Origin of the sequence: Streptococcus sp. SK643, assembly GCF_000259505.1 — a bacterium.
Classification (GTDB): Bacteria; Bacillota; Bacilli; order Lactobacillales; family Streptococcaceae; genus Streptococcus.
In genome coordinates this window covers 151,405-176,204 of the sequence record NZ_AJMM01000019.1, presented here as the reverse complement: position 1 = coordinate 176,204, position 24,800 = coordinate 151,405, and the positions used below count along the sequence as shown (strand labels likewise).

24 protein-coding genes and 3 pseudogenes are annotated in these 24,800 nt (G+C 35.9%); 4 read left to right on the top strand and 23 right to left on the bottom strand.

Annotated features, from left to right (window positions below):
- Together HMPREF1117_RS08035 and HMPREF1117_RS08030 are read right to left on the bottom strand one after the other, a co-directional pair.
- Positions 1–912, bottom strand: a complete 912-nt coding sequence (locus HMPREF1117_RS08035; RefSeq protein WP_000625220.1) for an ABC transporter ATP-binding protein — start codon at positions 910–912, stop codon at positions 1–3.
- A 168-nt stretch (positions 913–1,080) separates the two neighbouring features.
- Entirely contained in the window at positions 1,081–1,200 is a 120-nt protein-coding gene (locus HMPREF1117_RS08030) for a type A2 lanthipeptide (protein WP_001118874.1), read from the bottom strand.
- A 179-nt stretch (positions 1,201–1,379) separates the two neighbouring features.
- Between HMPREF1117_RS08030 and HMPREF1117_RS08025 the strand changes: the two genes are divergently transcribed.
- Both HMPREF1117_RS08025 and HMPREF1117_RS08020 read left to right on the top strand, forming a co-directional pair.
- Positions 1,380–2,078: a response regulator transcription factor gene (locus HMPREF1117_RS08025; RefSeq protein ID WP_000007340.1), complete on the top strand. Its 699-nt coding sequence runs from the start codon at positions 1,380–1,382 to the stop codon at positions 2,076–2,078.
- 2 nt (positions 2,079–2,080) lie between these two features.
- Positions 2,081–3,445: a sensor histidine kinase gene (locus HMPREF1117_RS08020; RefSeq protein WP_231160766.1), complete on the top strand. Its 1,365-nt coding sequence runs from the start codon at positions 2,081–2,083 to the stop codon at positions 3,443–3,445.
- Positions 3,446–3,488: 43 nt separating this feature from the next.
- Here the strand turns inward: HMPREF1117_RS08020 and HMPREF1117_RS08015 are convergent, their stop codons facing one another.
- Positions 3,489–3,776, bottom strand: coding sequence for a DUF5966 family protein (locus tag HMPREF1117_RS08015; RefSeq protein ID WP_000129163.1), 288 nt, complete (start codon positions 3,774–3,776; stop codon positions 3,489–3,491).
- Positions 3,777–3,824: 48 nt separating this feature from the next.
- On the opposite strand from HMPREF1117_RS08015, the pseudogene HMPREF1117_RS11660 reads away from it, so the two are divergent.
- A pseudogene (locus HMPREF1117_RS11660) lies at positions 3,825–4,493 on the top strand (IS630 family transposase); the annotation flags it as partial.
- An 82-nt stretch (positions 4,494–4,575) separates the two neighbouring features.
- Here the strand turns inward: HMPREF1117_RS11660 and HMPREF1117_RS07995 are convergent.
- The 14 genes and pseudogenes from HMPREF1117_RS07995 to eno all read right to left on the bottom strand — a co-directional run bounded on the left by HMPREF1117_RS07995 (position 4,576) and on the right by eno (position 16,673).
- A complete protein-coding gene (locus HMPREF1117_RS07995; protein ID WP_000710089.1) occupies positions 4,576–5,460 on the bottom strand; it encodes a diacylglycerol/lipid kinase family protein in 885 nt (294 codons plus the stop codon).
- 113 nt (positions 5,461–5,573) lie between these two features.
- A pseudogene (locus HMPREF1117_RS11655) lies at positions 5,574–5,747 on the bottom strand (hydrolase); the annotation flags it as partial.
- Positions 5,746–6,363, bottom strand: coding sequence for an SAP domain-containing protein (locus HMPREF1117_RS07990; protein ID WP_000573113.1), 618 nt, complete (start codon positions 6,361–6,363; stop codon positions 5,746–5,748). The pseudogene HMPREF1117_RS11655 and the gene HMPREF1117_RS07990, both read right to left, overlap by 2 nt.
- A gap of 104 nt (positions 6,364–6,467) precedes the next feature.
- Positions 6,468–6,596 (bottom strand): hypothetical protein, encoded by a 129-nt coding sequence (locus tag HMPREF1117_RS11650; RefSeq protein ID WP_000900070.1) that lies wholly within the window; start codon positions 6,594–6,596, stop codon positions 6,468–6,470.
- Positions 6,596–7,414: an alpha/beta fold hydrolase gene (locus HMPREF1117_RS07985; RefSeq protein WP_000668476.1), complete on the bottom strand. Its 819-nt coding sequence runs from the start codon at positions 7,412–7,414 to the stop codon at positions 6,596–6,598. Before HMPREF1117_RS07985 ends, HMPREF1117_RS11650 begins: the two co-directional genes overlap by 1 nt.
- A 286-nt stretch (positions 7,415–7,700) precedes the next feature.
- On the bottom strand, positions 7,701–8,444 hold the full coding sequence (locus HMPREF1117_RS07980; protein WP_000569636.1) for a CPBP family intramembrane glutamic endopeptidase: 744 nt from the start codon (positions 8,442–8,444) through the stop codon (positions 7,701–7,703).
- Between the two features lie 222 nt (positions 8,445–8,666).
- Entirely contained in the window at positions 8,667–8,990 is a 324-nt protein-coding gene (locus tag HMPREF1117_RS07975) for a GntR family transcriptional regulator (protein ID WP_231160765.1), read from the bottom strand.
- Positions 8,956–9,177 carry a DUF1648 domain-containing protein gene (locus HMPREF1117_RS0102200; RefSeq protein ID WP_000842301.1) on the bottom strand — a complete coding sequence of 74 codons (222 nt, stop codon included), beginning with the start codon at positions 9,175–9,177 and terminating at the stop codon, positions 8,956–8,958. Before HMPREF1117_RS0102200 ends, HMPREF1117_RS07975 begins: the two co-directional genes overlap by 35 nt.
- An 18-nt stretch (positions 9,178–9,195) precedes the next feature.
- Positions 9,196–10,755: a putative ABC transporter permease subunit gene (locus tag HMPREF1117_RS07970; RefSeq protein ID WP_000065936.1), complete on the bottom strand. Its 1,560-nt coding sequence runs from the start codon at positions 10,753–10,755 to the stop codon at positions 9,196–9,198.
- Entirely contained in the window at positions 10,748–11,458 is a 711-nt protein-coding gene (locus HMPREF1117_RS07965) for an ABC transporter ATP-binding protein (protein WP_000889774.1), read from the bottom strand. The genes HMPREF1117_RS07970 and HMPREF1117_RS07965 overlap by 8 nt, the downstream gene beginning before the upstream one ends.
- A 109-nt stretch (positions 11,459–11,567) precedes the next feature.
- Positions 11,568–12,185 carry a TetR/AcrR family transcriptional regulator gene (locus HMPREF1117_RS07960; RefSeq protein WP_001205792.1) on the bottom strand — a complete coding sequence of 206 codons (618 nt, stop codon included), beginning with the start codon at positions 12,183–12,185 and terminating at the stop codon, positions 11,568–11,570.
- A gap of 402 nt (positions 12,186–12,587) precedes the next feature.
- Entirely contained in the window at positions 12,588–13,946 is a 1,359-nt protein-coding gene (rlmD, locus tag HMPREF1117_RS07955) for a 23S rRNA (uracil(1939)-C(5))-methyltransferase RlmD (protein WP_007556972.1), read from the bottom strand.
- A 73-nt stretch (positions 13,947–14,019) separates the two neighbouring features.
- Positions 14,020–14,994, bottom strand: a complete 975-nt coding sequence (locus HMPREF1117_RS07950) for a DUF1002 domain-containing protein (protein ID WP_001227553.1) — start codon at positions 14,992–14,994, stop codon at positions 14,020–14,022.
- A 374-nt stretch (positions 14,995–15,368) separates the two neighbouring features.
- A complete protein-coding gene (gene eno, locus HMPREF1117_RS07945) occupies positions 15,369–16,673 on the bottom strand; it encodes a surface-displayed alpha-enolase (RefSeq protein ID WP_000022813.1) in 1,305 nt (434 codons plus the stop codon).
- A 163-nt stretch (positions 16,674–16,836) separates the two neighbouring features.
- Between eno and HMPREF1117_RS07940 the strand changes: the two genes are divergently transcribed.
- Positions 16,837–17,283, top strand: coding sequence for a DUF1694 domain-containing protein (locus HMPREF1117_RS07940; protein WP_000131167.1), 447 nt, complete (start codon positions 16,837–16,839; stop codon positions 17,281–17,283).
- Here the strand turns inward: HMPREF1117_RS07940 and HMPREF1117_RS07935 are convergent.
- The 6 genes and pseudogenes from HMPREF1117_RS07935 to glgB all read right to left on the bottom strand — a co-directional run bounded on the left by HMPREF1117_RS07935 (position 17,280) and on the right by glgB (position 24,726).
- On the bottom strand, positions 17,280–18,395 hold the full coding sequence (locus HMPREF1117_RS07935) for a glycerate kinase (RefSeq protein ID WP_000706317.1): 1,116 nt from the start codon (positions 18,393–18,395) through the stop codon (positions 17,280–17,282). The two genes, HMPREF1117_RS07940 and HMPREF1117_RS07935, sit on opposite strands and share 4 nt — an antisense overlap.
- A gap of 9 nt (positions 18,396–18,404) precedes the next feature.
- Positions 18,405–19,037: pseudogene (serB, locus tag HMPREF1117_RS07930) on the bottom strand (phosphoserine phosphatase SerB); the annotation flags it as partial.
- Between the two features lie 69 nt (positions 19,038–19,106).
- Complete coding sequence (gene glgA, locus HMPREF1117_RS07925; protein WP_000697283.1) at positions 19,107–20,540, bottom strand: glycogen synthase GlgA; 1,434 nt, start codon at positions 20,538–20,540, stop codon at positions 19,107–19,109.
- Positions 20,537–21,676, bottom strand: a complete 1,140-nt coding sequence (glgD, locus tag HMPREF1117_RS07920; protein ID WP_000687042.1) for a glucose-1-phosphate adenylyltransferase subunit GlgD — start codon at positions 21,674–21,676, stop codon at positions 20,537–20,539. Before glgD ends, glgA begins: the two co-directional genes overlap by 4 nt.
- Positions 21,666–22,808 (bottom strand): glucose-1-phosphate adenylyltransferase, encoded by a 1,143-nt coding sequence (locus tag HMPREF1117_RS07915; protein ID WP_000787283.1) that lies wholly within the window; start codon positions 22,806–22,808, stop codon positions 21,666–21,668. Before HMPREF1117_RS07915 ends, glgD begins: the two co-directional genes overlap by 11 nt.
- Positions 22,798–24,726 (bottom strand): 1,4-alpha-glucan branching protein GlgB, encoded by a 1,929-nt coding sequence (glgB, locus tag HMPREF1117_RS07910; protein WP_000370298.1) that lies wholly within the window; start codon positions 24,724–24,726, stop codon positions 22,798–22,800. The genes HMPREF1117_RS07915 and glgB overlap by 11 nt, the downstream gene beginning before the upstream one ends.
- Positions 24,727–24,800: the final 74 nt, after the last annotated feature.

Below are 24,800 nucleotides of genomic sequence, written 5' to 3'. Positions count from 1 at the left end.
TCACTCCTTGGTTAAGTTGAGGAAGATAGATTCCAAGGTTTCTTGTTCTTGCTTCACTTCATAAATTGGCACTTTCTCGACTATTAAATCTCGTAACAAACTAGAAATCTGCTGATCAGCAAGGTTAGTCAGCTTGAGTTTATCCTCTTGTATCTCCAACATCTTGCACGGATAACCAAATAACACTTGGCTAATGACTTCACGTCGACCTCTAAAATCCCCACGCACTTCCAGCCATTTATTGTACTGAATTTTACGAATTTCTCCCTCGTAAACAAGTTGACCATGGTTGATAATCCCCACACGGTCAGCTATATGCTCTACTTCAGAAAGGATATGGGTAGAGATGAAAACAGTAATGCCCTGTTCTTTTGCCAACTTGATAATCAGTTCCCGAATTTCATGAATCCCTGCTGGGTCTAGCCCATTTGTTGGCTCATCCAGTATCAACAAACGCGGTTTCTTGACTAAGGCAAAGGCTAAAGCCAAGCGCTGTTTCATACCCAAAGAATAATCTTTAACCAATTTTTTCTTGTTTTTAGGTTGATCTAACCCAACAATTTTCAATGTTTCCTGAATATTTTTCTTATCAAATCCAAGGATTTTTTGGAAGACTAAGAGATTTTCATAGCCTGTCAAATTAGGATAATAAGACGGTTCTTCAATCATAGAGCCAATCTGATTAAGATACTGCTTGTCCGTACCTATAGATTGACCGAACACTTCAATCTCCCCAGCTGTACGAGAAATCAAAGACAAAATCATCTTCATAGTGGTTGTTTTCCCAGCTCCATTTGGACCTAGAAAACCATAAATCTCACCTTGTTGAACTGATAAGGAACTAAGGTTAACTACCTGAGTGTCCTTAAATCTCTTTTGTAAGTTTTTTATCTGTAAAACATTACTAATCATTATGAACTTCCTCCTTTAAACCAAATAATTTTCTATAATTTTGATTTCTATAAATCAAATTATCATGAGTATCTTTGATAACATCTCCACTACTCTTATCAACAAAAATGATAGAATCAACATAATTCACAATATCTAATTGGTGACTCACTATTACCATTGTTTTGTTTAAATAAAATGAATTATTCCACTACCAGCACCAAGAACGTTATCAAGTTCTTCAAGAGTTAATTCTTGAAGAGAATTCATTACTTCAATCTCAACGAGATTCATTTGTTGTTTAGCCATTTAGAAATACCTCACTGATTAAAATTTATTTGATAAGTATCTCTATCTAGGTTATGTCTTTATTATAGACATGCTAGATTAATTTTAAACTAAGCTAACCTTAATTTTACATTAAGATTAAAGTATCTTGCTTTTTTCATTCTTTTAAATGGTATAATATAGATAAGCGAGGTAAGATTATGAGTTTCGAACAACAGCTCCTGAATAAGCACATCCTTATCATTGATGACGATAAAATTTTAAACTCTTCCATAAGAGATATTCTCACTGCCTACGGATTTTCCAATCTAACATCAGCCTATGATATAGAATCTAGTTTGGACATGATTGAAACAGAGCAGTTCGACCTTTTCCTTTTGGACATTATGCTCCCCGATGGTGATGGCTATACATTAGCAAAACATATCCGAAAAAAAGGCGATACTCCTATCCTCTTTCTGACTGCCAAAAATAATCCTGAAGATGAGATAGCTGGTTTTAATGCTGGTGGTGATGATTATGTCATGAAACCCTTCATTCCAAAAAATCTTATCTATCGTATTATGGCTCTGCTACGGAGAAGCTATAAATCAGAACAGGAAGCAATACAGATTGGACAGACTTTGGTGAATTTTCGGAATGCAACAGTACAAAAAAATGGAGCAGAAATTTCTATTACGCCAATTGAAATTCAGATTTTGAAAAAACTTTACAATAATAAAAATTACATCGTTTCAACTGAATCTCTCTGTGATGCGATTTGGGGAGTGGATAGCTTTGGTTATGAAAACTCTTTGACTGTACATATTCGGAAAATTCGAGAAAAAATAGAAGAAAATCCTTCAAAACCTCAATATTTAAAGACAGCTAAAGGGCTGGGATATAAATTGTTATCATGATTATGAACCAAACCAAAATTTTAAGGTATTCACTAAAGAAATTTATCTTTTTTTCCATCATTATCTTTATTACCAATATTATTCTAATTGCCAGTTTTGTTTTCTACATTAGGGAAAAGCAAACTGCTACTGAGACTGTAAAAATAATTTCTGAACACATTACCATCATAAAAAATAACGTCCACATACCTAAAAAAGATATTTCTAGTCTAAAAGAACAAAAGTTATGGCTCATGGTATTGGATAAGCAGACTGGAAAACAGGTGTACGAACAGTATAAACCTACAGAAGTTCCTTCGCAATTTGACTATGGGGACATTTTACAGTTTTCTCGCTATTATCTTTCAGATTATCCTGTTTTTAGTCAGATAAAAGGTGACTACATCATTGTTGTTGGTTTTCCAAAAGATAAAATTGCTCGTTATAGTTATAATTACTTAGATATAGATAGTATTCGCCTGATTCCACTAGTAGCATTTGGAGTATTGCTTTTCAACTGCCTTTATTTCGCTTTTCTTTACTACTATGGTGTGACGCATATCAATCGTAAAATTGCGCCTCTTGTAACTGCTATTCAGAATCTCCCAGATGGTTTGAAAAATCCAATAAATTCTATATCAGAACTAGAATATCTTACAACTGCAATTAATCAAACCGATACTCTACTCAAAGAGAATGAAGTCTTTAAAGAGCAATGGATTTCAGGTATTGCACACGATATCAAAACACCTCTTTCTGTCATCATTTCTAACGCGTCCTTGTTAAATGATTCTGAACTAGATACACAGTCTAAAAAACATATTCGCCCAATATTGACGGAATCCTATTACATCCAAAATATTTTAAATGACTTAAATATAGTAGCTCGCCTTTCATCCGGTCATCTTCAATTAAACCAGACTGAAACAAAAATTATCCCCTTCTTCAAAGACATTCTCATCCATATTTTAAATCAAGAAATCTGGAATGATTTTGAATTTGAATTTGATTACGATTATTCACTTGTTAATCAATCTATCATGATTGAGAAGTTTTTAATCACGAGAGTTATCCATAATATCATCTACAACTCTGTTTTACATAACGAAAAGGGGTGTACAATAAGAATCTACTTATTCAAAAAAGATACAAATGTAATTGTCGAAATCAAAGATAATGGACAGGGAGCTTCACCAGAAAAAATTGCTGAACTTAATGAATTATCTTTTAAAAACATTGATATTTCTAAAATTAGAACGACTGGAATTGGGCTAAAAATTTCAAAACAAATTGTTGATTTGCATCAGGGCTCTATTTCGTTTGCTAGTGTCCAAAATGAATTCTTTGAAAGTATCATTTCACTTCCGATTTTCAACATTACCAATTAGATAAAAAAATGGAGAAAAACCATTAGAGTTTTCTCCATTTTATTCATCTTACCTTCCACTTATACCCTGCCCAGCCTGCCAAGACAAGCAAAGCAAGGTTAAAGAGGATGAAGAAGGTTGTAAAACTGAGGAGTCCATTCTGTGCTAAATCTTCCGTGTAAAGTTCAGTCTCTGTAAAGAGAAGATAGAATCCATATACTTCAGTAAAGAGAGTAGCACAGGCTAGTCCAATTAAAAACAATCCACTAGCCAAAACTATGAGCCTCCAGAGAATCAAGGCAATCATGCCCACGGCTATGAGAATAAGAGGAAGAATCAGAAAATCTGTCATAAGGCTCCTCCTAGTCTACCATGCGACGATAAAAGTCTGCGTCCTAGAAGATGTCTCAAAAGCTATCTTACTGACAATCCAGACGCTTATTTAACTGAAATAGCTTCTGAATTTGGCTGTCATCCAACTACTATTCACTATGCTCTCAAAGCCATGGGCTACACTCGAAAAAAAAGAACCACACTTACTATGAACAAGACCCAGAAAAAGTAGCTTTATTTCTTAAAAATTTTAATAGTTTAAAGCATCTAGTACCTGTTTATATTGATGAAACAGGATTCGATACTTATCTTTATCGAGAATATGATAGCTCATTAAAAGGTCAGTTAATAAAAGGTAAAGTATCTGGAAGAAGATATCAGAGGATTTCTTTGATTGCAGGGCTAACAAATGGTGAGTTGATCGCTCCAATGACTTACGAAGAAACAATTACGAGCGACTTTTTTAAAGCTTAGTTTCAGAAGTTTCTCTTACCAATATTAAATACACCATCAGTTATTATTATGGATAATGCAAGATTCCATAGAATGGGTAAGCTAGAGCTTTTATGTGAAGAATTTGGACATAAACTTTTACTCCTTCCTCCCTACTCCCTACTCACCTGACTACAATCCTATTGAGAAAACATGGGCTCATATCAAAAAGCACCTCAAAAAGGTATTACCAAGTTGTAATACTTTTTTCGAGGCTCTTTTGTCTTATTCTTGTTTCAATTGACTATATTTCAAGGAATGTTCAACCTTAAAAGAGCAATCTTTTAAAGTATACAAAAAGCCTTAAAAAAGGCTTTCTCTATATACTAATCCTCTTTTGGTTTTGAAAATACTTCTACACGCTGAGCAAGTACTTTAATCTCAACTGGAAGGTTATCTGATTGATCGCCATCAACATCTGATTCTAGTTCAACATCTGATGAAATTTTGATATGACGAGCTCTGATATATTCGATGTTATCATTTTCTACAACATCACCTTTTAATAAGTCAGGAATGATGGATAATTTTGAAAAGATTGAGGCATCTTTTAGAATCAAAATGTTGGCATAGCCGTCCTTGTTTTCTTCAAAGATTTTTTTGTCAGCGAAGTAATTTGTCAAGAGAACCAAAACATGACTAGCTTCACCAACATAATTTCCATTCTCTGTCTCCACCTTAATGTTAAAGACCTGATCTGTCATGACAGACTTCATGGTATTTACAGCATAGGCTAAAATACCGAATTTTGTCTTGTCCTCGATTTCAACATTGTGAATCGCCTCAGGAAGTGAACCGATACTAAAGATATAACCAAAATAATTGTCATTTGCTTTACCGATATCAATCTTATTGGTTAAATCAAAATCCAGTTCATCAATAGCGCCATCGATGTCTTGATTGATTTCCAAAAGCTTGGTAATTAAGTTACCAGTACCTCCTGGGATAATCCCAAGTTTAGGAACATAGTCCTTTTCAGCAATACCAGAAATGACTTCATTAACGGTACCATCTCCCCCAAAAACTACTACAGCTTCATAGCCTTCTTCTGAAGCTTCTGAAGCGAAATTTGTAGCATCTAGCGCTTTTTCAGTGATTTTAGTATCTACTTGTTCAAAGAATTCTTTGGCTTTATTCTCTAACTTTTCTTTGTAATCCAAAGCCTTCTCGCCACCAGAAGTAGGGTTGATAATTAACATTGCTTTTTTCATTGATAATACTCCTTAATTTTTAAATAGAAATGTTAGCGTAGCTGCATTTACCATTACATATAATGCTATTATATAATGAAAACTCATAAAAGAGAACTTTGACGTACTGGATATTAATACGCTTTTCTTCTATTTTCCCATCTAATGACTACATCCTTTAAGGGTTCATCCAAGTAAGAATAGGCCTTATCCTTTATCCAATCAGGAATTCCGTAAGCTGCCTCGGCTATGCTGCCAGTGATTGCAGCGAGAGTATCACTGTCGCCACCAAGTGAGATGGGGTTTCTACTTACTATACTCTTTTATTTTATCAGCATATTTAGTTAAAAGATTCTTTGAATAAATTTTTTTATTACTTGAATTCCTAACTTCTTTCCAAAGAATAGAAGCTACTTTTAACTTGTTTGAATAGTTAAGACTATTTTCGTCTGCACAGAAATCCTTTAAAAATTGATTCCATTGACAAACCGAATGATCATACTTGGCATAGTCTGAATTTCCATAATAGACTTTTAGCATATCTTGGATTGTAAAACTCAAATCATTTTCTCTTTTTACTTTTCTCCAAGCTGTAGCCATATCAGCAGTAAATTTAAATGGCGAAACATCTGTTAAAGTTGAAAAATATTCTCTAAAGTGTGTATTAAAGGAGAATCCACATTCAAGTAAGGGCGTATTTAAGGTAAGGACTTCTACTTGTTTCTTTTTCCTTTTTATTGATGATTTTTTAATCAAATTACCCTTAAAGTACTGCTCAATAATATAATTGAGTTCTTGTTTGGTACCTCTATATTCTAATCCTAATGATTTACATAGTTGTGAAAGTTCATCACGATACCAATAGTATTTATTAAATTCATCAAAGGATGTGATTTTATCAAACTCAAGTCTGCTTTCTATCAATATAATACCTCCTTAAAACCAATTTAGGTTGTCATCTCAAAATAATGGAGTTTTAGTTTCTTTATTTTGAGGATTAGCTACGTTTCACTAACAAGCTTACACATTCAACAGTTCGGACTTACCGTATCATCCGTGAAAAAGCAGTCCTTACGAAATAAAGGAAAGTCTTTTATTTTGATATTGTTCCATTCGTAAACAGAACCGACAATATCTCCAACAATTGCTCCTAGCATCAGATTCCTCCTTGTGACATATCAGATTTATTACACATTCCCAATGGATTGCTCTTTAAAAATGGCTCAACTAAATCAATCCACTCCTGATGTAGGTAAGATGATAAATAACCGTGATTATAACCTTTTGCTTCATACAAAATTGTATTTGAATGTAGCTGATGAAATAATTTCACTGATTCTTTCACATAGTTCAATTCTTTTTCACCATAGATATACAGAACTTGAGCTTTGCTGGCAGAAATCATATCTTTCAGCTTGTAATGCCCCATATAGGTTTTGTAAATGGTCACCAATGTTTTAACAGGCGTCCTTGGCAGATCCTCCAAATAATAAGATTTAATTTCCTCTGGATAAGCCAGTTTAGGATAGAGTTTGTTCATCATGCTTAACTGAAGTTTGCAAGAGAATTTATTGAACATCAGTTTACCAAATAGAGACACTAGAAAGATGCTGATTTTAGCTAACCTTGGTTGAGGAATACAGAGGCTTCCGTCTATGATGGCCTTCTCAGCAATTTCACTATCTAAAGATAAAAGCTCGATGGCAATTTGACCACCAAGTGAAACACCACCGATTGCAAATAATTTCCCACCACAGTTTGCTTTGATATAGTCTAGAATCTCCAAAGCAGAATCTTCAGTAGAAACATAATCAAGTTGATATTCTTCGCCGTGACCATTCAAAGTGGGTAGAATAATACGGTATTTTTCTGACAAGATACGTGCTTGACGAAGATAATTCCACCAAGAACTGCCGCCACCGTGTATTAGTAAGATAGGAGGTAAATTCTTATTACCAAATTCATGGAATTTCATGTTTAAACTCCTTACTGTATGACTTTCCCTAGCTACATCCTTGTTCAATCAGCTTGTACAAGCAGTGATACTGCCTCAACATGAGATAATATTTTTCTTTTATACTAATAAACGAAAGGCAGTAAAAATCATTTTAAAATGACATTGTGGAACGGAAAGATTTTCGCCAGTTCCAAAAGAAACGACATTCATCATTCCACTTGAAATTACAACAGAAAATTCTTTAACATCGATTATCTAGATAGACCGATTGTTACCTTCAATAATGGATATGCTGATCTAAATTTTAAAATGTTGTTTCCTTACTAATTCTATTACTAGCTAATATAGTATAAATTAAATAACCAACAAAAATGATAATAAAAATAACATTAATTTTTAATACAAAATAGAGATTTAACAAATTTGCAAACGCGTGAAATAATAGACAGTACCCCACAGATTTCGTTTGACGGTAAAGAAGACCTAAAACAAAACTTAAAAATAATGTATATATAAAAAATAAAATAAAAGGAAATCCTTGATGACTTTCTCCAACTATAAACCATAAAGGCAGATGCCATATTCCCCAAATTGATCCTACAATCAAATTAGATTGCCAATAAGTATATTTTTTATCAAGTAATGGCTGTAATATTCCTCTCCATCCTAATTCTTCATGTCCACCACCAAAAAAAATTAGTTGTATAAAGAATAAAGGCATCAGATAAATTGATACTCCATTTAATTCTAAGGAAGATACAGAAAATAGTATCAAAATTGCTAACAAATGAATAATGAAATAAATACTACTATTTTTTCTTTTATTAAATACAAAATGTTTAAATTTTATATTATTCCTTTTCAAATAAAAGCCACTTGCAATAGCTGGTCCAAGTGCACCTACTATATGTAACATTCTCCCTATAAATGTTTCTAATCCCAAAATATGAGATTGAGTAAATATGGCAAGAAGCCCCCAAGCTATATAAGTAATTCCAAATGTAAAATAAAGATAATTTTTTAAATTCTTTTTGTCAATTTCTATCATTTTATCTTCCTAATCTTGATTATTCTACGTTTAATATTTTTTTACTGCTTCTTAGTTGCTCTCGATTATAACTACCTATATTCTATCATAAAAACACAAAAAAGCCTTACAATCAAGGCTTTTCTATACTTTCACAAATGATCCTAATAAATTTCCATTCAACTTCTTCTAAGCATCTTTTCTAAAAAATAAATTGACAATCTCATCTTCTGAAAAGCCTAGCTAACCAAGTTTTTCAAACAAAATTTTCACTAGCTTGTTAGATTCTTGATATCTTAACTCCTTTATTTCTTGCTCGCTTGCTATGACAAAATATCCTAATGTTCCACAGCTAATAACCAAATTCTGTTCTTCGAGAACTTTCATTGCTTTTTGGACAGTTGCCGGATTACACTTCTCGTTTTCTGCTAATCTCCTTATTGAAGGAATTTGTTGTTCAGGTGCATAATCACCTCTTAAAATAGTCGTTCTTAATTTTGATGCAATCTGTAATGTAAATATAGATGGTGTTTCATTTAATCTTTTTATTATCACTTTGCCTAACAAACTTCCAATATGCAGAATAGGGGATGACTGTAGCTAGTAGAAGATAGTATTTATTTGCAAACTTATCTACTTCTCCTTTTGCATTGAAATGAATCAGAACTTTTTCGGGGAGAAATCTGGTAATAACAACTATTATAGCTAGCATTACTAATAACACCACAATATCTTTTATCAGTCTGCTTTTCATCTTATTTTTCTCCTTTAACTAGATAAAATTTGACTTGCTTATTGTTAAATAAACACCCATTGTAATAACCAATAAAACTACTGATACTACCTGTAAAACAAATATAATCGGAATATTAAACAGCCAATTAAGCAAAAGTGGCGTAATAAGTGCAATCATACCAATAATTCCAGTTACAATAACAGGAAGACTTTGTTTGACAACTATCATCTCACTGTCCCAATCATAGTTAGGATATTTTTTATTTAATGCGATTCCGATTACAGTTATAAAAAAGGAGTAACATATGGGAACAATAACTAGATTCATAACTTGAATAGGATTCATATCAAGTTTCAGCATAAATACAGATACAGAAATCATATATCCAATCAAATGAAGTGTAAGGTTGACAGCTATCTTAGCATTTAAAATCTTTTTCACTTCAATCGGAGAACTTTTCAAAATCCAAATATTTTTACCCTCTAAAGATATAGATGAAGCTGCTGAACAACTGAGTGAAAGCATAGATGCAATAAAGACGGGAGCTAAGTTTGAAAGATACTCATTTATATTTTCAATTCCTGCAGAATTTCCTATTTGCCCTACAGAATTAAACAGGAAAAATATACTAAAGACACATAAAAGAATCACTCCAAGCCCAGCATTCAAGACTGCCATATAAGAACTTAAAAATCGTCCAAGCTCTTTTTGATACAAGGAAAAAAATACCGATTTTCTTTCATAAGATACTTTGTCATTAGCATATCTAGATTTCGTATTGGCAAGTGTATTAAGTAGTTCATACTTCAACGAAGCAATTTTGACAAATAGATAAAAGACGACTATTGAAAGAACTATATAAAATCCCATCCCATAGTACATTGGAAAATTGTAGTATGACATAAATAGTCTAGAAATTGGATACAGTCCAGTAATTTGCTTAGCCAGAGTAACCCCAATACTACTTTCAACACCTGATTGCAAAGCTGATAATGCAAAATATCCAATTATCCCTAACATCGCAAATGAAAAAATAAGAGAGATTACATTTTTCCTTTTAAAAGAAGATGAAGCGACAACAATAATGAGTCCCATGCATGCTGCTATACACATGGGGATCAAAGGGGCAAAAATTATAGAAGTAAAATACAATATAATCTGTAGGAGGTTTAAACTTCCGTTCAAGCCCCATACAATTCCACCCGGAAGCATAAACATCAAGCCTAATAAAAAATTCAATAAGTACATAAACATGAACTTGCTGGTGATAATATACGAACTTTTAACAGGTAAGGATAGGAGAATTTCCATATCTCGACTGCCAAATAAAATGCCATTCGAATAAAAGACAGTCAAAAATAATATTGAAAAACTTGATACAGAGACCATATATGCCGGTATCAAGTCCTGCTGTCCGACGTGTACTAATGTTTTCGCTGTTAGTATATTATAAACAAAGCAAAATAAGGAAAGAGTTATTATGCCAAAACTCGCAATAGCCATTGAACTTTGTTTTTTATTTCCTGAATCTCTAATCTCGTTCATAGGAAAGAAATTAATCAATTGCGCTTTGAGCAGTATCCAAATGTTACTCATTGTCCTGCACCTCCATGAAAAATGCCTCCAATGATTCATCACCTTTGACGTCTCCTGTATTGCCACTTGCAATTAACTTTCCATTTTTGATAATGGCAATCTTATTACATAATTTTTCCGCAACATCCAATACATGGGTTGAAAAGAAAATAGCACCTCCATCTGAAACACACTCATGCATAATTTTCTTTAGTAGGAAAGTTGCTTTGGGATCTAGCCCAACAAAAGGTTCATCTAAAATCAACAGTTTGGGAGAATGTACAAGTGCAGAAATAATGACTGTTCGTTGCTTCATTCCATGTGAATATGAGGAAATGATCCCTGAAAGATGCTCAGTCATATCAAATAAATCACCGTATTTTTGGATTCTCTCCCTGCGTATTTCTGTAGGAATTTCAAACAAGTCAGCAATGAAATCAATATATTGAAATCCTGTCATATGTTCATACAAATCTGGATTATCTGGGATATACGCCATCATTTTTTTACAAATAACAGGTTCTTCTTTAATAGAATGACCGTTGATAATTATACTTCCGTCTTCAAAATCATGGATACCGACAACTGCCTTTATCGTTGACGTTTTTCCTGCACCATTTGCTCCAATAAAACCATAAATATCTCCAGGCTGTACTGAAATAGATAGGTTATCCACAACCTTCTTATCCCCATAACTTTTACTAAAATTCTTTATCTCTAACATATTTTTGTCTCCATTGACAATTTGTCAGTTATATTTTGAAATAATACCGATAGCTTGTTTTGATTTAGCTATCGGTACATGGTTCTCTTTACAAACATTCTATCTTTTTTTAATTGCTAAAGAGTCCTTTTGTATTTAGATTTTGTTCCAGCATTATCTTAAATGCATTCAAGTAATCTTTGACAGGTTCTTTCTTTGAAGTTATTATACCTATGTTATTTGAAACAAAAACATAGGCTGTCATCAGAAATTCTGCTGTTTCTGATGGATATTTTACAGAAAATACTTTTTCTGAGATGCCTTGATTTATTATCCTATCAAAATATATAGTCAGTTTTTCAATGAGCTTATGAGATAACTTATCTAACATATAACGATTTTCTTCAAGATCAACCGTCTTTTGTAACTCAGTTCCTTCCGCTGAAACGTTATCTGTAGAGATTATTGTGGCATCTATAAAGGCTCTTATTTTTTCAATAGCAGTTTTGTCGTCATCATTGACAATCACATAAATATCTCTCAATAATTTCTCTGAATAACGTTCCACAAGACAATACAGAATATCTTCTTTGTTCTTAAAGTGATAGTATAACAAACCTCGTGATATATTTACCTTATCGACTATATCCTGAGTTGTTGTGTTCGCATATCCTTTCTCCATAAAGAGGAGCATAGCAGCATCCATAATTTCAGCCCGTCGAATTTCCGGATCTTTTACATCTCGCATTTTATTCCTCCTGATTATAAATTATACTATCTTACTGACAAATTGTCAATTATAAAATTACCTTTTTGAGGATACCAAAAAATCCTTGACACCAAGGATTTTTCGTCAACATTTTTTTCTAAGCTCGTACAAGCAGTGATACTGCCTCAGCGTGATGCGTCTGCGGGGTCAAAAGATTCAGTGAATCTTTTGAGGATTAACTTCGTTTCACTAGCAAACTTACACACTCAGCGGTTCGCTGTTACCGTATCGTTTCGTCGTAAACTCCTTACTCTACGATAGCTATCTCATGGGCGGAACATCTACTTCTACTTCGCTGATGCCTCAGCTCGTACAAGCAGTGATACCGCCTCAACGTGATGCGTTTGTGGGACTCAAAAGGTTTGGGGAACCTTTTGAGGATTAACTACGTTTCTCCAACAAGCTTACACACTCCACGTGGTGAGTTTGAGGAAAAAGATCAACCGGCTGAACTTTCTTCAATTCATATCCTAACTCTTGGTAGAGTTTGATATCACGCGCCATAGTTGCGACATTGCATGAGATATAGGCGATGCGGTTAGCTCCTGTTTGAGCGCTTGCTTTGATAAAGCTTTCTGTGAGTCCTTTTCTTGGTGGGTCCACTAGGATAAGACTTGGTTGAATCCCATCTTTGGTCCAATTCTTCATGGCATTTTCAGCTGTGTCACAGACATAGTGGGCGTTTGAAATATTGTTCAGTTGGGCATTCTTCTTACTATTCTCAACCGCTTCTGGAATGACTTCAACACCGTAGACTTCCTTGACATGTTTCGCAACAGAGAGGCCAATCGTCCCAATACCAGAATAGGCATCAATGACCACATCATCTGATTTTAATGCAGCAAAGTCAATGGCTGTTTGATAAAGTTTTTCAGCCATTTCTGTATTGACTTGGTAAAAGGCTGGTCCAGAGATTTGGTAGTCATTCCCCAACATCTGGTCAGTAATAAAATCTTGTCCATAAAGGATGCGCCAATCCTTACCAAAAATAGCATTAGTGTTCTGGTCATTGATATTTTGCATAACAGACACAATCTCTGGGAACTGCTTGATGATTTGTTCAATCACTTGCTCTACACGAAAAATCTTCGGACGAGTTGTCACCAAAATAACCATGATTTGACCTGAATAGTGGCCACGACGCACCACAAGATTCCGAATCAAGCCAGCTTGTTCCTTTTCATCATAAGGTTTCAAATCATAACGGCGGAGCAAGTCGCGTAGGGCTACAACTACCTCATCAATCACAGGATCTTGGATAAAGAAATCTTCGAGAGGCATGAGATCGTGGGAATTCTTACGGAAAAATCCTGTTTCTAAGATAGCATTAACACGACGAACAGGCACCTGCGCCTTATTACGGTACTTGACTGGATTTTCCATACCAAACGTTTCTGCTACTTCAATATCAGATATACCAGCCATCTTGTATAGACTGTCCTTGACTTGCTTAGTTTTAAACTTGAGCTGTTCTGGATAGGCAAGATGACCTAAATCTGCAATCCCTGAACGCAGGTAAGCTAAATCCAGATCTTGATTACGATATGGAGATTGTACAAGGTATTCTTCCACTTTCCCAAAACCAATCTTTTTATTGACCTTGAGGACTCGCATAAGGATTTTTTCAGTTGGTAAGGCATTTTCCACAAAAAATACCAAACCATCTACCTTAGCAACTCCTGCTCCTTCATGAGTCAAATCAACTATTTCAACTTCTACAATATCATTTTTCTTTAACATATTTTCACTTTCTATTTGGCCAACAAAAAAGACGGCAACGTTACGGTTACCATCTATTATACCATGAAATTTCTTAAGAACCAAAACTCTTAAAGAAGTTGACAATGGTTTGCCAGAGGGAGCTTAAGAAATTACCGCCGTCCTCTAGCGCCTTATCAGTATCAAAGTTAAGGTTGATATTTTTAAAACTATCTCCAGCTTGAGATACAATACTTTGTTTGAGGTCATTTAGGGTTTTAGTAAAATCAGCATTACTGAGAATATCACTCTTTGAAAGGTTTAAAGCAAAATTAATGATAATATTGACCTGGTTTCCTGTTATAACCTGATCTAATTTATAGTTTTTTAGGATATCTTCAACAATTTTACGAACATCTTCCTCTGTCAGAGTTCCCTTAGATTCTTTTGCTTTGGCAAGGCCTGACTTGATATCAGCTAGTGCAACGTTTAGTTTATTGGCATCAAAACCATTCTTATCCTTGTTTTCAGCATTAATATCAGATAAGGCTTTGAGCTCTTCTTGCGCCAGGTCTTTGTTAGCTTGTGGTACCTTTGCACCATTAGCTTCTAGAGAGTAGTAAATCCCAGCAAGAGCGCTCTCACCTGTTACGGGAATTGGAGCTGCTACAGTTATTTTGGCATGCTCGACACCTAAGGTAACAGCTGCATTTCGATACATATCCTGGGTCACTTTTGTAATATTTTCAGGAGTCTCGATTTTGACCTCTAGTGGAGATTTGTCACCAAGCTTTTGAATCTTAGCTGATGAAAATAGTTGAAGGCTTGAATCATTGGCTACATTCATAATTTTCGAATAGATATTAGGCGTCATTGTTTTGAGTTCTTTGGTATCTGTTGAAGAATTATAGCCTAGTTTTTTCAATGTTTGATTTTTCTGTTCTTCATTTAGGGAAGAACCAAGAACATATTCTGGTTGAACATAGGTTTCATCAATTACTTTTTGGACGTCAGTTGCTGCATGGACACTAGATATAGCTGTAAAAGCCAACAAAACTGCAACACTTGTCAGAAAGATTTTCTTTCTCATGGGGGATTCCCTCCTTTACATATCTAGAGTAATATAAGTAACTTAAAGAAAACTTATAATTAACTTTCATTCTAAAATGAGGTTTAATAAACTTTTTTCAGCAGAATTTTGGGATTAGAATTCATACTGTTTACTCAAATTCGTTTCTTAGTGTAAACTATTTTCTTTGACCCTTCGATTTTACCTATCAAATATAAATAGTTTTAAAAACCCCAAGTTAATTTTAAAATAAGTCTCCAAAATAGATAATAGTTTTGCCCCCTGAACAGAAAAAAAGCCCTTCGGATAAAATCCGAGGGGCTAGAAACGTTGTCAAATCAACAGCCGAACTTTTGAATTTCAAGGTTCGGGATAAAATAGTTCACTGAACTATTTTATTTTTTAAGGTTGTAGAATGATTTCAATCCACGGTATTCAGCTACTTCACCAAGTTGATCTTCGATGCGAAGCAATTGGTTGTATTTAGCGATACGGTCTGTACGTGAAAGTGAACCAGTCTTGATTTGTCCTGCGTTAGTTGCAACTGCGATGTCAGCGATTGTTGAATCTTCAGTTTCACCTGAACGGTGTGATACAACGGCAGTGTAACCAGCTTCTTTAGCCATTTCAATAGCTTCGAAAGTTTCAGTAAGAGTACCGATTTGGTTAACTTTGATAAGGATTGAGTTAGCAGCACCTTCTTGGATACCACGTGCAAGGTAGTCAGTGTTTGTTACGAAGAAATCGTCACCAACCAATTGAACTTTCTTACCAAGACGTTCAGTAAGAGCTTTCCAACCATCCCAGTCGTTTTCATCCATACCATCTTCGATAGTGATGATTGGGTATTTGTTAACCAATTCTTCAAGGTAGTCGATTTGTTCTGCAGATGTACGAACAGCAGCGCCTTCACCTTCAAATTTAGTGTAGTCGTAAACTTTACGTTCTTTATCGTAGAATTCTGATGAGGCACAGTCAAATCCGATAAATACGTCTTTACCTGGAACATATCCAGCAGCTTCGATCGCAGCAAGGATAGTTTCAACACCGTCTTCAGTTCCTTCGAAACGAGGAGCGAATCCACCTTCGTCACCTACGGCAGTTTCCAATCCACGTGATTTAAGGATTTTCTTAAGAGCGTGGAAGATTTCAGCACCGTAACGAAGAGCTTCTTTGAATGTTGGAGCACCAACTGGCAAGATCATGAACTCTTGGAAAGCGATTGGAGCGTCAGAGTGAGAACCACCGTTGATGATGTTCATCATTGGAGTTGGAAGAACTTTAGTGTTGAATCCACCAAGGTAGCTGTAAAGTGGGATTTCAAGGTAGTCAGCAGCAGCACGAGCTACAGCAATAGACACACCAAGGATTGCGTTCGCACCCAATTTACCTTTGTTAGGAGTACCGTCAAGAGCAATCATAGCACGGTCGATAGCTTGTTGATCACGTACATCGTAGCCGATAATAGCTTCAGCAATGATGTTGTTTACGTTGTCAACAGCTTTTTGTGTACCAAGACCACCGTAACGAGATTTGTCACCGTCGCGAAGTTCAACTGCTTCGTGTTCACCAGTAGAAGCTCCTGATGGAACCATACCACGTCCGAAAGCACCTGATTCAGTGTAAACTTCTACTTCAAGTGTTGGGTTACCGCGTGAGTCTAGGACTTCGCGAGCGTAAACATCAGTAATAATTGACATTTTTTACTCTCCTTTGAGTTAAATTATTTTACACCTCTATGATACCTTAAAAATAAGCGTTTTTCAAGAAAAAACGTCATCTTTGTGCAAATTTTCCTTAACTTTATAAAGTAATCGCTTTCTTATTTGTCTTTTCTAGTTGCTTTTATGATATACTATTTTCATGACAGATTTATCAACACAACTATTAGAAAAAGCTCATGGTGGAGCTAAGTTAAACCCCGATGAACAACGTCGGTATCTCGGAACATTTGAAGAAAGAGTTCTTGGTTTTGCTGATATAGAGACAGCCAATAGTCCAGAATTTCAAAAAGGTTTTCTTTCTATTTTAGAAAGTTTCCAAGAGCAAGAGCAGCCTCTTTTTCTAAAAATTAATCCTAAAATAGAATTTGACAAACAAGTTTTTTATCTGAAACAGGCTAAAGAAGCAGATTGTCAGGCGACTATAGTCTCTGATGATCTTACTTCTTCTCCTTTTGGACTGATTTTCCATACTGATCATGTTACTCAAATTAATGAAAAAAATCTCAAGGTTACATTTTCAAATCTCTGGGAAGATCAAAAGGAAGAATCAACAAAAAAATCTATCTGGAAGAAATGGTTTGGTTAAATTTTTCCAAGGTTCAACAAGCGACCTATATTTGCAGCAGTGTTCTCTAAATACCGACTTGCATTGTTTAAACTATCTTCAAGTGGTTCACTTTTCTCTAATATTGAAAAAGCTGCTAAGATATTTTCAAATGGTAGGGGAGGTAAATCCTCTGATAGACTGCCACAAATAGCAATAACAGGAACTCCGGCAGGGGTTCTTTTTGCTACACCAATCGGTGCCTTTCCTATCAAACTTTGACAATCCAGTCTGCCTTCTCCTACGATGACTAAGTCTGCATCTGCCACTTTTTTATCAAAGTCTATCAAATCCAAGCAAGTGTCAATTCCAGAAACGATACGAGCTTGAGCAAAAGTACATAGACCTGCAGCAATACCTCCACCAGCTCCTGCTCCTTGAAGCTTAAGTGTCATAGGAGCATTTTTCTCATAAAAACTCTGAATTGCTAAATCGACGGGTTTAAACAAATGATACTCAAGCCCCTTCTGTTTTCCAAATGTGTAAGTGGCACCCTCATGTCCACATAAAGGACTTTTCACATCCGCTAGGATACGAATCTCAACATCATCAGGTATTTTAAAAGCTATTTCATTTGATACAGAGTCTAAGACCAGTAATGTTTCCCCTGTTCCCGATAATTCCATTCCGTTCTTATCATAGAACTGATAACCCAAACCAGCAGCAATCCCAATTCCACCATCATTACTAGCAGTGCCACCTACACCTACATAAATTTTTTTAATACCTTGTTCAGTAAGGTAACGGATTAACTCCCCGATACCACGAGTTTGTATTTTCAAGGGATTTCTCTTTTCTAGTGGTATCTGCCCTAGACCAATTAAATCAGCTACTTCAAAGAGAGCCGTTTCCCCTTTTAAGAAGTAAGGCATGGCTAGCTTTTGACCAAAAGGTCCCGTTACTTCTTGAAATTTTTCTTCTAAATTGAGCGACTGACCAATAGCACTTATCGTGCCTTCACCACCATCTCCAACTGGACAGAGCAAGCAATCAACATGAGATATCGCTTGTTCAAATCCTCTTTGGAATGCTTTAGCAACCTGATCAGCCCTTAAACATTCTTTAAAAGAATCAGGAGCAATTACAATTTTCATACTTTCACCTCATTTTAAAAAGTCAATTAAAGGTAAGACTTCAAAGAAATCCCTCTTATCTACATGGCAAGCTATTTCTTTTTTTACGACTTCTTTGGCACAAAATCCTATTCCTAATCCTGCTGTTTTTAACATAAACAAATCATTTGCTCCATCTCCAATTGCGATTGTTTTTTCTTTAGAAAGATTTAATTGATTTCTCCATTTTTCAAGAATAGCTTGTTTGACCTGAGGTGTAACAATTTTCCCTACTAAATGTCCTGTTAAAATACCATCCTTTATTTCTAATTGATTTGCATGGAAATAATGAACATCTAGTGACTTTGCGAAACTCTCAACTACTGGACTAAATCCACCGGATACGAGGCCAACAGGAATCCCATTATTTTGCAAAATAGAGATAAATTCTTTGGCATTTTTCGATAAATGAATACTTTGCAAAACTTTCTCAAAAACTGTGATCGGGAGTCCTTCTAATAAAGCAACTCTCTCTTTTAAACTAGTAGCAAAATCCAATTCACCACTCATAGCACGTCTTGTAATTTGAGTAATTTTCTCCTCACAGTTTGCTTCTCTACCTAAGAGATCAATAACTTCCTCTTCTATCAGGGTACCATCAACATCAAGAACACAAAACCCTTTACGTGATTCATCATTTCTCCTTTAAGAATAGCTCAAAAATCGTATGAAGTATTCATACGATTTTATCTGTTAATTTACTAAATTGTGGTAGAGGTCAAGATAAGAATTACAAGCTGTATCCCATGAAAAATCACATTCCATGGCTTGATTTTGTAATTTACGCCATACATCAGGTTGATTCTTATAAACTTCCAAAGCTGTTAGGAAAGTCCAATTTAACCAATATGGTGACAAATTATCAAAACTAAACCCTGTACCACTACCTTCAATTGGATTAAAGGCTTGAACAGTATCTCTAAGACCTCCAACTTCATGTACCAACGGTAAGGTTCCATAACGCATAGCCATCATTTGAGATAGCCCACATGGTTCAAAACGACTTGGCATTAGGAAAAGATCACAGGCTGAATAGATTTCCTGAGCTAGCTTGACATCAAAGGTAATATTGGCAGAAAGTTTTTCTGGATAAACTTGCGCAAACCAAGAAAACGCTTGTTCAAATGCTGGATCTCCAGTTCCCAAAAGAACAATTTGCACATCTTCTTGCAGGAATTGATGCAAGCTCTCAACAACGATGTCAAATCCTTTTTGACGTGTTAAACGAGAAACTATTCCAACTAATGGAACATCTGCGCGAACTGTTAATCCAACTCTTTCTTGCAATTTTGCCTTGTTTTGAGCCTTTCCTGTCAAATCTTCTTTATTAAAATGATAGTCCAATAGAGCATCAGTTTCCGGATTATAAATATCCGTATCAATTCCATTCACGATACCAGATACTTTACCTGATTCCATACGAAGAATTTGATCTAAACCACAACCAAATTGACTTGTCATAATTTCATGAGCATAACTAGGGGAAACGGTTGATACACGGTCTGCGTAAAGAATACCAGCCTTCATCCAGTTGAGGCAGTCTTTCCACCGCAGAGTTCCATCCGCATAACGTTCAAAGCCAACTCCGAATAGATCCCAGAGCATACCTTCAGAAAACTGACCTTGGAACTCCAAGTTATGAATAGTTAATACAGTTTTGATATCTCTGTATGCTTGAATCCAGTTGTACTTTTCTTTTAACAAGAAAGGAATCATAGCTGTATGGTAATCATGCACATGGAGTAAATCTGGAATAAAGTCGACTCTTTCCATAGCTTCTAAGGCAGCTAATTGGAAGAAAGCAAAGCGTTCACCGTCATCAAAATCTCCATAAACATGACCACGGAAGAAATAATATTGATTATCGATAAAGTAGAAAGTGACACCATTTAAGACCGTTTTTTTAATACCACAGTACTGGCTTCTCCACCCAACTCTCACCTCAAAATGGAGAACATCTTCAATCTGATCTCCGAACTTAGCCTCTACCATATCATAGTAAGGTAGGATGACTGCAACTTCATGTCCCGCTTTTACTAGTGATTTTGGAAGAGCGCCAATGACGTCTCCCAATCCACCTGTTTTTGAAAAGGGAGCTCCTTCGGCTGCTACAAATAAAATTTTCATGAAAGAATGTCCTCTGTAACTTTCGTACCTTTCTTCACAACAACGGGATGTTCTTCAGTTCCTCGAATAATCACACCTTCAGCAACTTCAACACCCTTGTCTAGGATAGCATATTCGACTTGAGCACCTTGGCCTACCACAACTCGAGGGAATAAGATACTATCTTTTACCAAGCTATCTTTATAAACATGAATATTACGTGAAAGGACTGAGTGTTTGATTTCACCTTCAATAATACTACCAGAAGCAAACTGAGATGTGCTTACTTTAGAGGTGGTAGCGTAATAAGTTGGTTCTTCATTCTTAACTTTTGTATAGATTTTTTGATTAGGTGTAAAGAGAGAATAGAACTTTTGAGATTCTAGCATATCTATATTCGCTTGATAGTAGGACTGAACAGAGTGAATGTTAGCTAGATAGCCGGTATATTCGTAAGCAAATGCACCAGCACTTGCAGCTAAATCACGCAGAACATAACGTAATTTTTCTGGATGTTCTTTTTTAGCTTCTTCTTCTAAACGTTCAATCAACCATGGAGTATCAATCACAAAGATGTCTGTAGACATGTTGAAGAGTTCATCTTTGGATTTACTATCAAATAGTTTATGAGAACGTACATGGTCTGTTTCATCAATTTCTAAAATAGCATTTACATCTGAAATATCTTTCTTAGGAAGTTTCTTATAAACAACTGTGATCGGACTCTTTGTTGTATTATGAAGGTGGAAAACTTGATTCAAATCAATGTTAATCAAGAGATCACAGTTGAGGGAAACAGTTTGGTTTGAACCTGAACGCTTGAGGTAAGTAAGGAGTTGTTGATAATACTCTTTCCCAACTGTACTACTTTCTACACGAGAGTTATAAATTCCTAGATAATAGTGGCTAAGAAGTGTTGATAGTCCCCACTCACGACCTGAACGGATATGGTCAAAAACTGAACTAATATTATCTTGTTGGAAAATACCAAAAATACTACGAACACCAGCGTTAGCAAGGCTTGACAAAGGGAAGTCAATCAAGCGATATTTTCCACCGAATGGCAAACTAGCTACTGGACGGTTGTCTGTCAGTGTCGACATATCGTGAAAACCAACTGTGTTTCCTAAAATGGCAGAATATTTATCAATCTTCATCTGTTGCTACCCCCACTACTTCATTATATCCTACAACTTGTACTTCTTCTGTTCCATCAATTTCAACACCATCAGAAATAACTGCACCTTCACCAATAATGGCACGTTTGATTTTAGCTCCGTGTCCAATAATGGCTCCACTCATGATAACTGAATCAACAACTTCTGCCCCTTCGCGAACTTGCGCACCTGTTGAAAGGATAGAGTGTTTAACCGTTCCATCAACGAAACATCCGTCTACAACTAATGAGTCTTCCACATGAGCATTTGCCCCAAGGAAGTTTGGTGGTGAAATCAAGTTTCTTGAGTAAATCTTCCATTGACGATTACGGCTATCCAAGGCATTTTCTGGAGAAATGTACTCCATGTTCGCTTCCCAAAGTGACTCAATCGTACCCACGTCTTTCCAATAACCATTAAATTCGTAGGCATAAACACTTTCACCTGACTCAAGGTAATTTGGAATGACGTTCTTACCGAAGTCTGACATATCGACATTGCTCTTTTCAGCAGCGACTAACATATTGCGGAGACGTTGCCAATCAAAGATGTAAATCCCCATAGAGGCTTTGGTAGATTTTGGTTGGGCTGGTTTCTCTTCAAATTCTACAATACGATTATTAGCATCTGTGTTCATGATACCAAAACGACTGGCTTCTTTAAGAGGAACATCAAGAACTGCTACTGTCAGGCTGGCATTATTATCCTTATGAGATTGGAGCATAGCATCATAGTCCATTTTGTAGATGTGGTCCCCAGACAGAATCAAGACATACTCAGGGTTGACACTATCGATATAGTCGATATTTTGATAAATAGCGTGACTAGTTCCTTCAAACCAACGATTTCCTTCACTTGCGGAATAAGGTTGAAGGATAGAGACACCAGAATTAATACCATCTAGACCCCAACTTGAACCATTCCCAATATGATTGTTAAGAGCAAGTGGTTGATACTGTGTAATGACTCCAACATTGTTGATGCCTGAGTTGGCACAGTTTGAAAGAGCAAAGTCAATGATACGGTAGCGCCCACCAAATTGTACAGCTGGTTTAGCAATGCTTTGAGTGAGTTTCCCAAGACGAGTTCCTTGCCCACCAGCAAGAATCAAAGCTAACATTTCATTCTTCATTTTCTACTCCTTTATGTTTTTGATTTTTAATAGTTTTAGCAGTTTTCAAGCGTCTCTTGATTTTCCAAATACTTGCCCCCATTGCTGGTAAGGTAAAGGTCAAGGTCTGCTCATAATCCTTCCATAGTCCTTCTTGCGTTTGAACAGTTTGATTGTGTTCTTTCCAGACACCGCCCCACTCTTCTAACTCAGTATTCCACACTTCTTCGTAAACCCCTGCAACAGGAAGTCCGATTGTAAAATCTTGTCGTTCAACAGGTGCCATATTAAAGACACAGACTAACATATCGCCCTTTTTACCCTTACGGATGAAGGACAGAACACTCTGGTCTCGATTATCTGCATCGATGATTTCTATACCATCATAGCTGGTATCGATTTCCCACAGACAGCGATGGTCTTTGTAAAACTGGTTTAGCTGAGAAGTGAAATACTTCATCTTAGCATTCATTGGATCCTCTAGGTTAGACCATTCCAACTGTTCTTCAGATTTCCACTCTAGAAATTGGCCATATTCGCTACCCATGAAGAGTAATTTCTTACCCGGGTGACAAATTTGGTAGGTGTAGAGATTGCGCAAGCCAGCAAATTGATTGTAACGATCTCCCCACATCTTGTGCATCATACTCTTCTTACCATGAACCACTTCATCGTGCGAGAATGGTAAGAGATAATTCTCCTTGAAGACATACATAAAGCTGAAAGTCACCAGGTTAAAGTCGTATTTACGATAGATCGGATCTTCTTCGTAGAATCGGAGGATATCATTCATCCAACCCATGTTCCATTTGTAATCAAAACCAAGACCGTCTGAATCCTTGGTGTCAGTAATCTGAGTAGCTGATGAGCTTTCCTCAGCTATCATCATAACATCTGGATGAACAAGTTTAATCACATCATTCAAGCGTTTTAGGAAATAATATCCTTCATAGTTGAGGTTGCCACCATCTTTATTAGGTGTCCATGGGGCATCATCATAGTCAAGATAGAGTATGTTGCTGACTGCATCCACACGAATACCGTCCAAATGGTAAAAATCAATCCAAAACTTAATACTAGAAATCAAGAAGGACTGGACTTCATTTTTCCCAAGGTCAAAATTGAGAGCTCCCCAACCATAATTATGAGCCTTATTGTGGTCTTGGTATTCGAAAGTTGGTGTTCCATCATAATATGCTAAGGCATCATCATTAATAGTAAAGTGTCCAGGAACCCAATCTACAATAACTCCGATATTATTTAAATGGCATTCCTCAACAAAATCTTGAAATTCTTCAGGACTTCCATAAGTATGCTCTAAAGCAAAGTAACCCATTAGCTGATAACCCCAACTCAAACCAAGTGGGTGGGACATCAAAGGCATGAATTCTATGTGTGTATAATTCATATCAACTAAATAAGGAATCAGTTCGTCTTTTAGTTGACTGAAACGATAAGGACTTCCGTCAGGATTTCTCTTCCAAGATCCAGCGTGAACTTCGTAGATATTAATAGGACGTTGTGCAAACCCATTTCGTTTTCTACGGGCTAACCAAAGGCCATCCTTCCATTTCTTTTCAGGAATATCTGTTAAAATAGCTCCAGTACCAGGTCGTGCCTCATACCGTACAGCCAAAGGATCAATCTTCATAAGCTGATGGCCATTCGAACGTGTGATGTTGTACTTATAAATTTGTCCTTCCTGAGCAAGACTCGTAAAGACCTCCCAAACACCAGACTCATTTCTCTCCATGGCGATTTGATTATCAACCCAGTTGGTAAAGTCACCAACTAAATGGACTGCTTGTGCATTAGGTGCCCACACACGAAATCGATAACCAAGCACTCCGTTTAGTTCTTCCTTATGTGCTCCCAGATAATGCTGGAGGTGAAAGTTTTCACCAGTCATAAAGGTTCGCAAAGATTCTCTATTATCCATACATCCTCCTATTTCTGTAAGCGTTTTCTATAAATTTATTATACTACCTTTTTATGAAAGATTCAAGTGTATTA

Bases quoted from the DNA above. Each gene is read 5' to 3' on its own strand.
- HMPREF1117_RS07965 (WP_000889774.1), bottom strand. From the start codon at position 11,458: ATGTTAGAGATAAAGAATTTTAGTAAAAGTTATGGGGATAAGAAGGTT.
- HMPREF1117_RS07995 (WP_000710089.1), bottom strand. From the start codon at position 5,460: ATGAAAAAAGCAATGTTAATTATCAACCCTACTTCTGGTGGCGAGAAG.
- glgA (WP_000697283.1), bottom strand. From the start codon at position 20,540: ATGAAAATTTTATTTGTAGCAGCCGAAGGAGCTCCCTTTTCAAAAACA.
- HMPREF1117_RS07960 (WP_001205792.1), bottom strand. From the start codon at position 12,185: ATGCGAGATGTAAAAGATCCGGAAATTCGACGGGCTGAAATTATGGAT.
- HMPREF1117_RS07915 (WP_000787283.1), bottom strand. From the start codon at position 22,808: ATGAAGAATGAAATGTTAGCTTTGATTCTTGCTGGTGGGCAAGGAACT.
- HMPREF1117_RS08020 (WP_231160766.1), top strand. From the start codon at position 2,081: ATGAACCAAACCAAAATTTTAAGGTATTCACTAAAGAAATTTATCTTT.
- HMPREF1117_RS07935 (WP_000706317.1), bottom strand. From the start codon at position 18,395: ATGAAAATTGTAATTGCTCCTGATTCTTTTAAAGAATGTTTAAGGGCT.
- HMPREF1117_RS07940 (WP_000131167.1), top strand. From the start codon at position 16,837: ATGACAGATTTATCAACACAACTATTAGAAAAAGCTCATGGTGGAGCT.
- glgD (WP_000687042.1), bottom strand. From the start codon at position 21,676: ATGAAGATTGATAAATATTCTGCCATTTTAGGAAACACAGTTGGTTTT.
- HMPREF1117_RS0102200 (WP_000842301.1), bottom strand. From the start codon at position 9,177: ATGAAAAGCAGACTGATAAAAGATATTGTGGTGTTATTAGTAATGCTA.
- HMPREF1117_RS08030 (WP_001118874.1), bottom strand. From the start codon at position 1,200: ATGGCTAAACAACAAATGAATCTCGTTGAGATTGAAGTAATGAATTCT.
- HMPREF1117_RS07985 (WP_000668476.1), bottom strand. From the start codon at position 7,414: ATGAAATTCCATGAATTTGGTAATAAGAATTTACCTCCTATCTTACTA.
- glgB (WP_000370298.1), bottom strand. From the start codon at position 24,726: ATGGATAATAGAGAATCTTTGCGAACCTTTATGACTGGTGAAAACTTT.
- eno (WP_000022813.1), bottom strand. From the start codon at position 16,673: ATGTCAATTATTACTGATGTTTACGCTCGCGAAGTCCTAGACTCACGC.
- HMPREF1117_RS07970 (WP_000065936.1), bottom strand. From the start codon at position 10,755: ATGAGTAACATTTGGATACTGCTCAAAGCGCAATTGATTAATTTCTTT.
- rlmD (WP_007556972.1), bottom strand. From the start codon at position 13,946: ATGTTAAAGAAAAATGATATTGTAGAAGTTGAAATAGTTGATTTGACT.
- HMPREF1117_RS08035 (WP_000625220.1), bottom strand. From the start codon at position 912: ATGATTAGTAATGTTTTACAGATAAAAAACTTACAAAAGAGATTTAAG.
- HMPREF1117_RS07950 (WP_001227553.1), bottom strand. From the start codon at position 14,994: ATGAGAAAGAAAATCTTTCTGACAAGTGTTGCAGTTTTGTTGGCTTTT.
- HMPREF1117_RS07980 (WP_000569636.1), bottom strand. From the start codon at position 8,444: ATGATAGAAATTGACAAAAAGAATTTAAAAAATTATCTTTATTTTACA.
- HMPREF1117_RS08015 (WP_000129163.1), bottom strand. From the start codon at position 3,776: ATGACAGATTTTCTGATTCTTCCTCTTATTCTCATAGCCGTGGGCATG.
- HMPREF1117_RS11650 (WP_000900070.1), bottom strand. From the start codon at position 6,596: ATGCTAGGAGCAATTGTTGGAGATATTGTCGGTTCTGTTTACGAATGG.
- HMPREF1117_RS08025 (WP_000007340.1), top strand. From the start codon at position 1,380: ATGAGTTTCGAACAACAGCTCCTGAATAAGCACATCCTTATCATTGAT.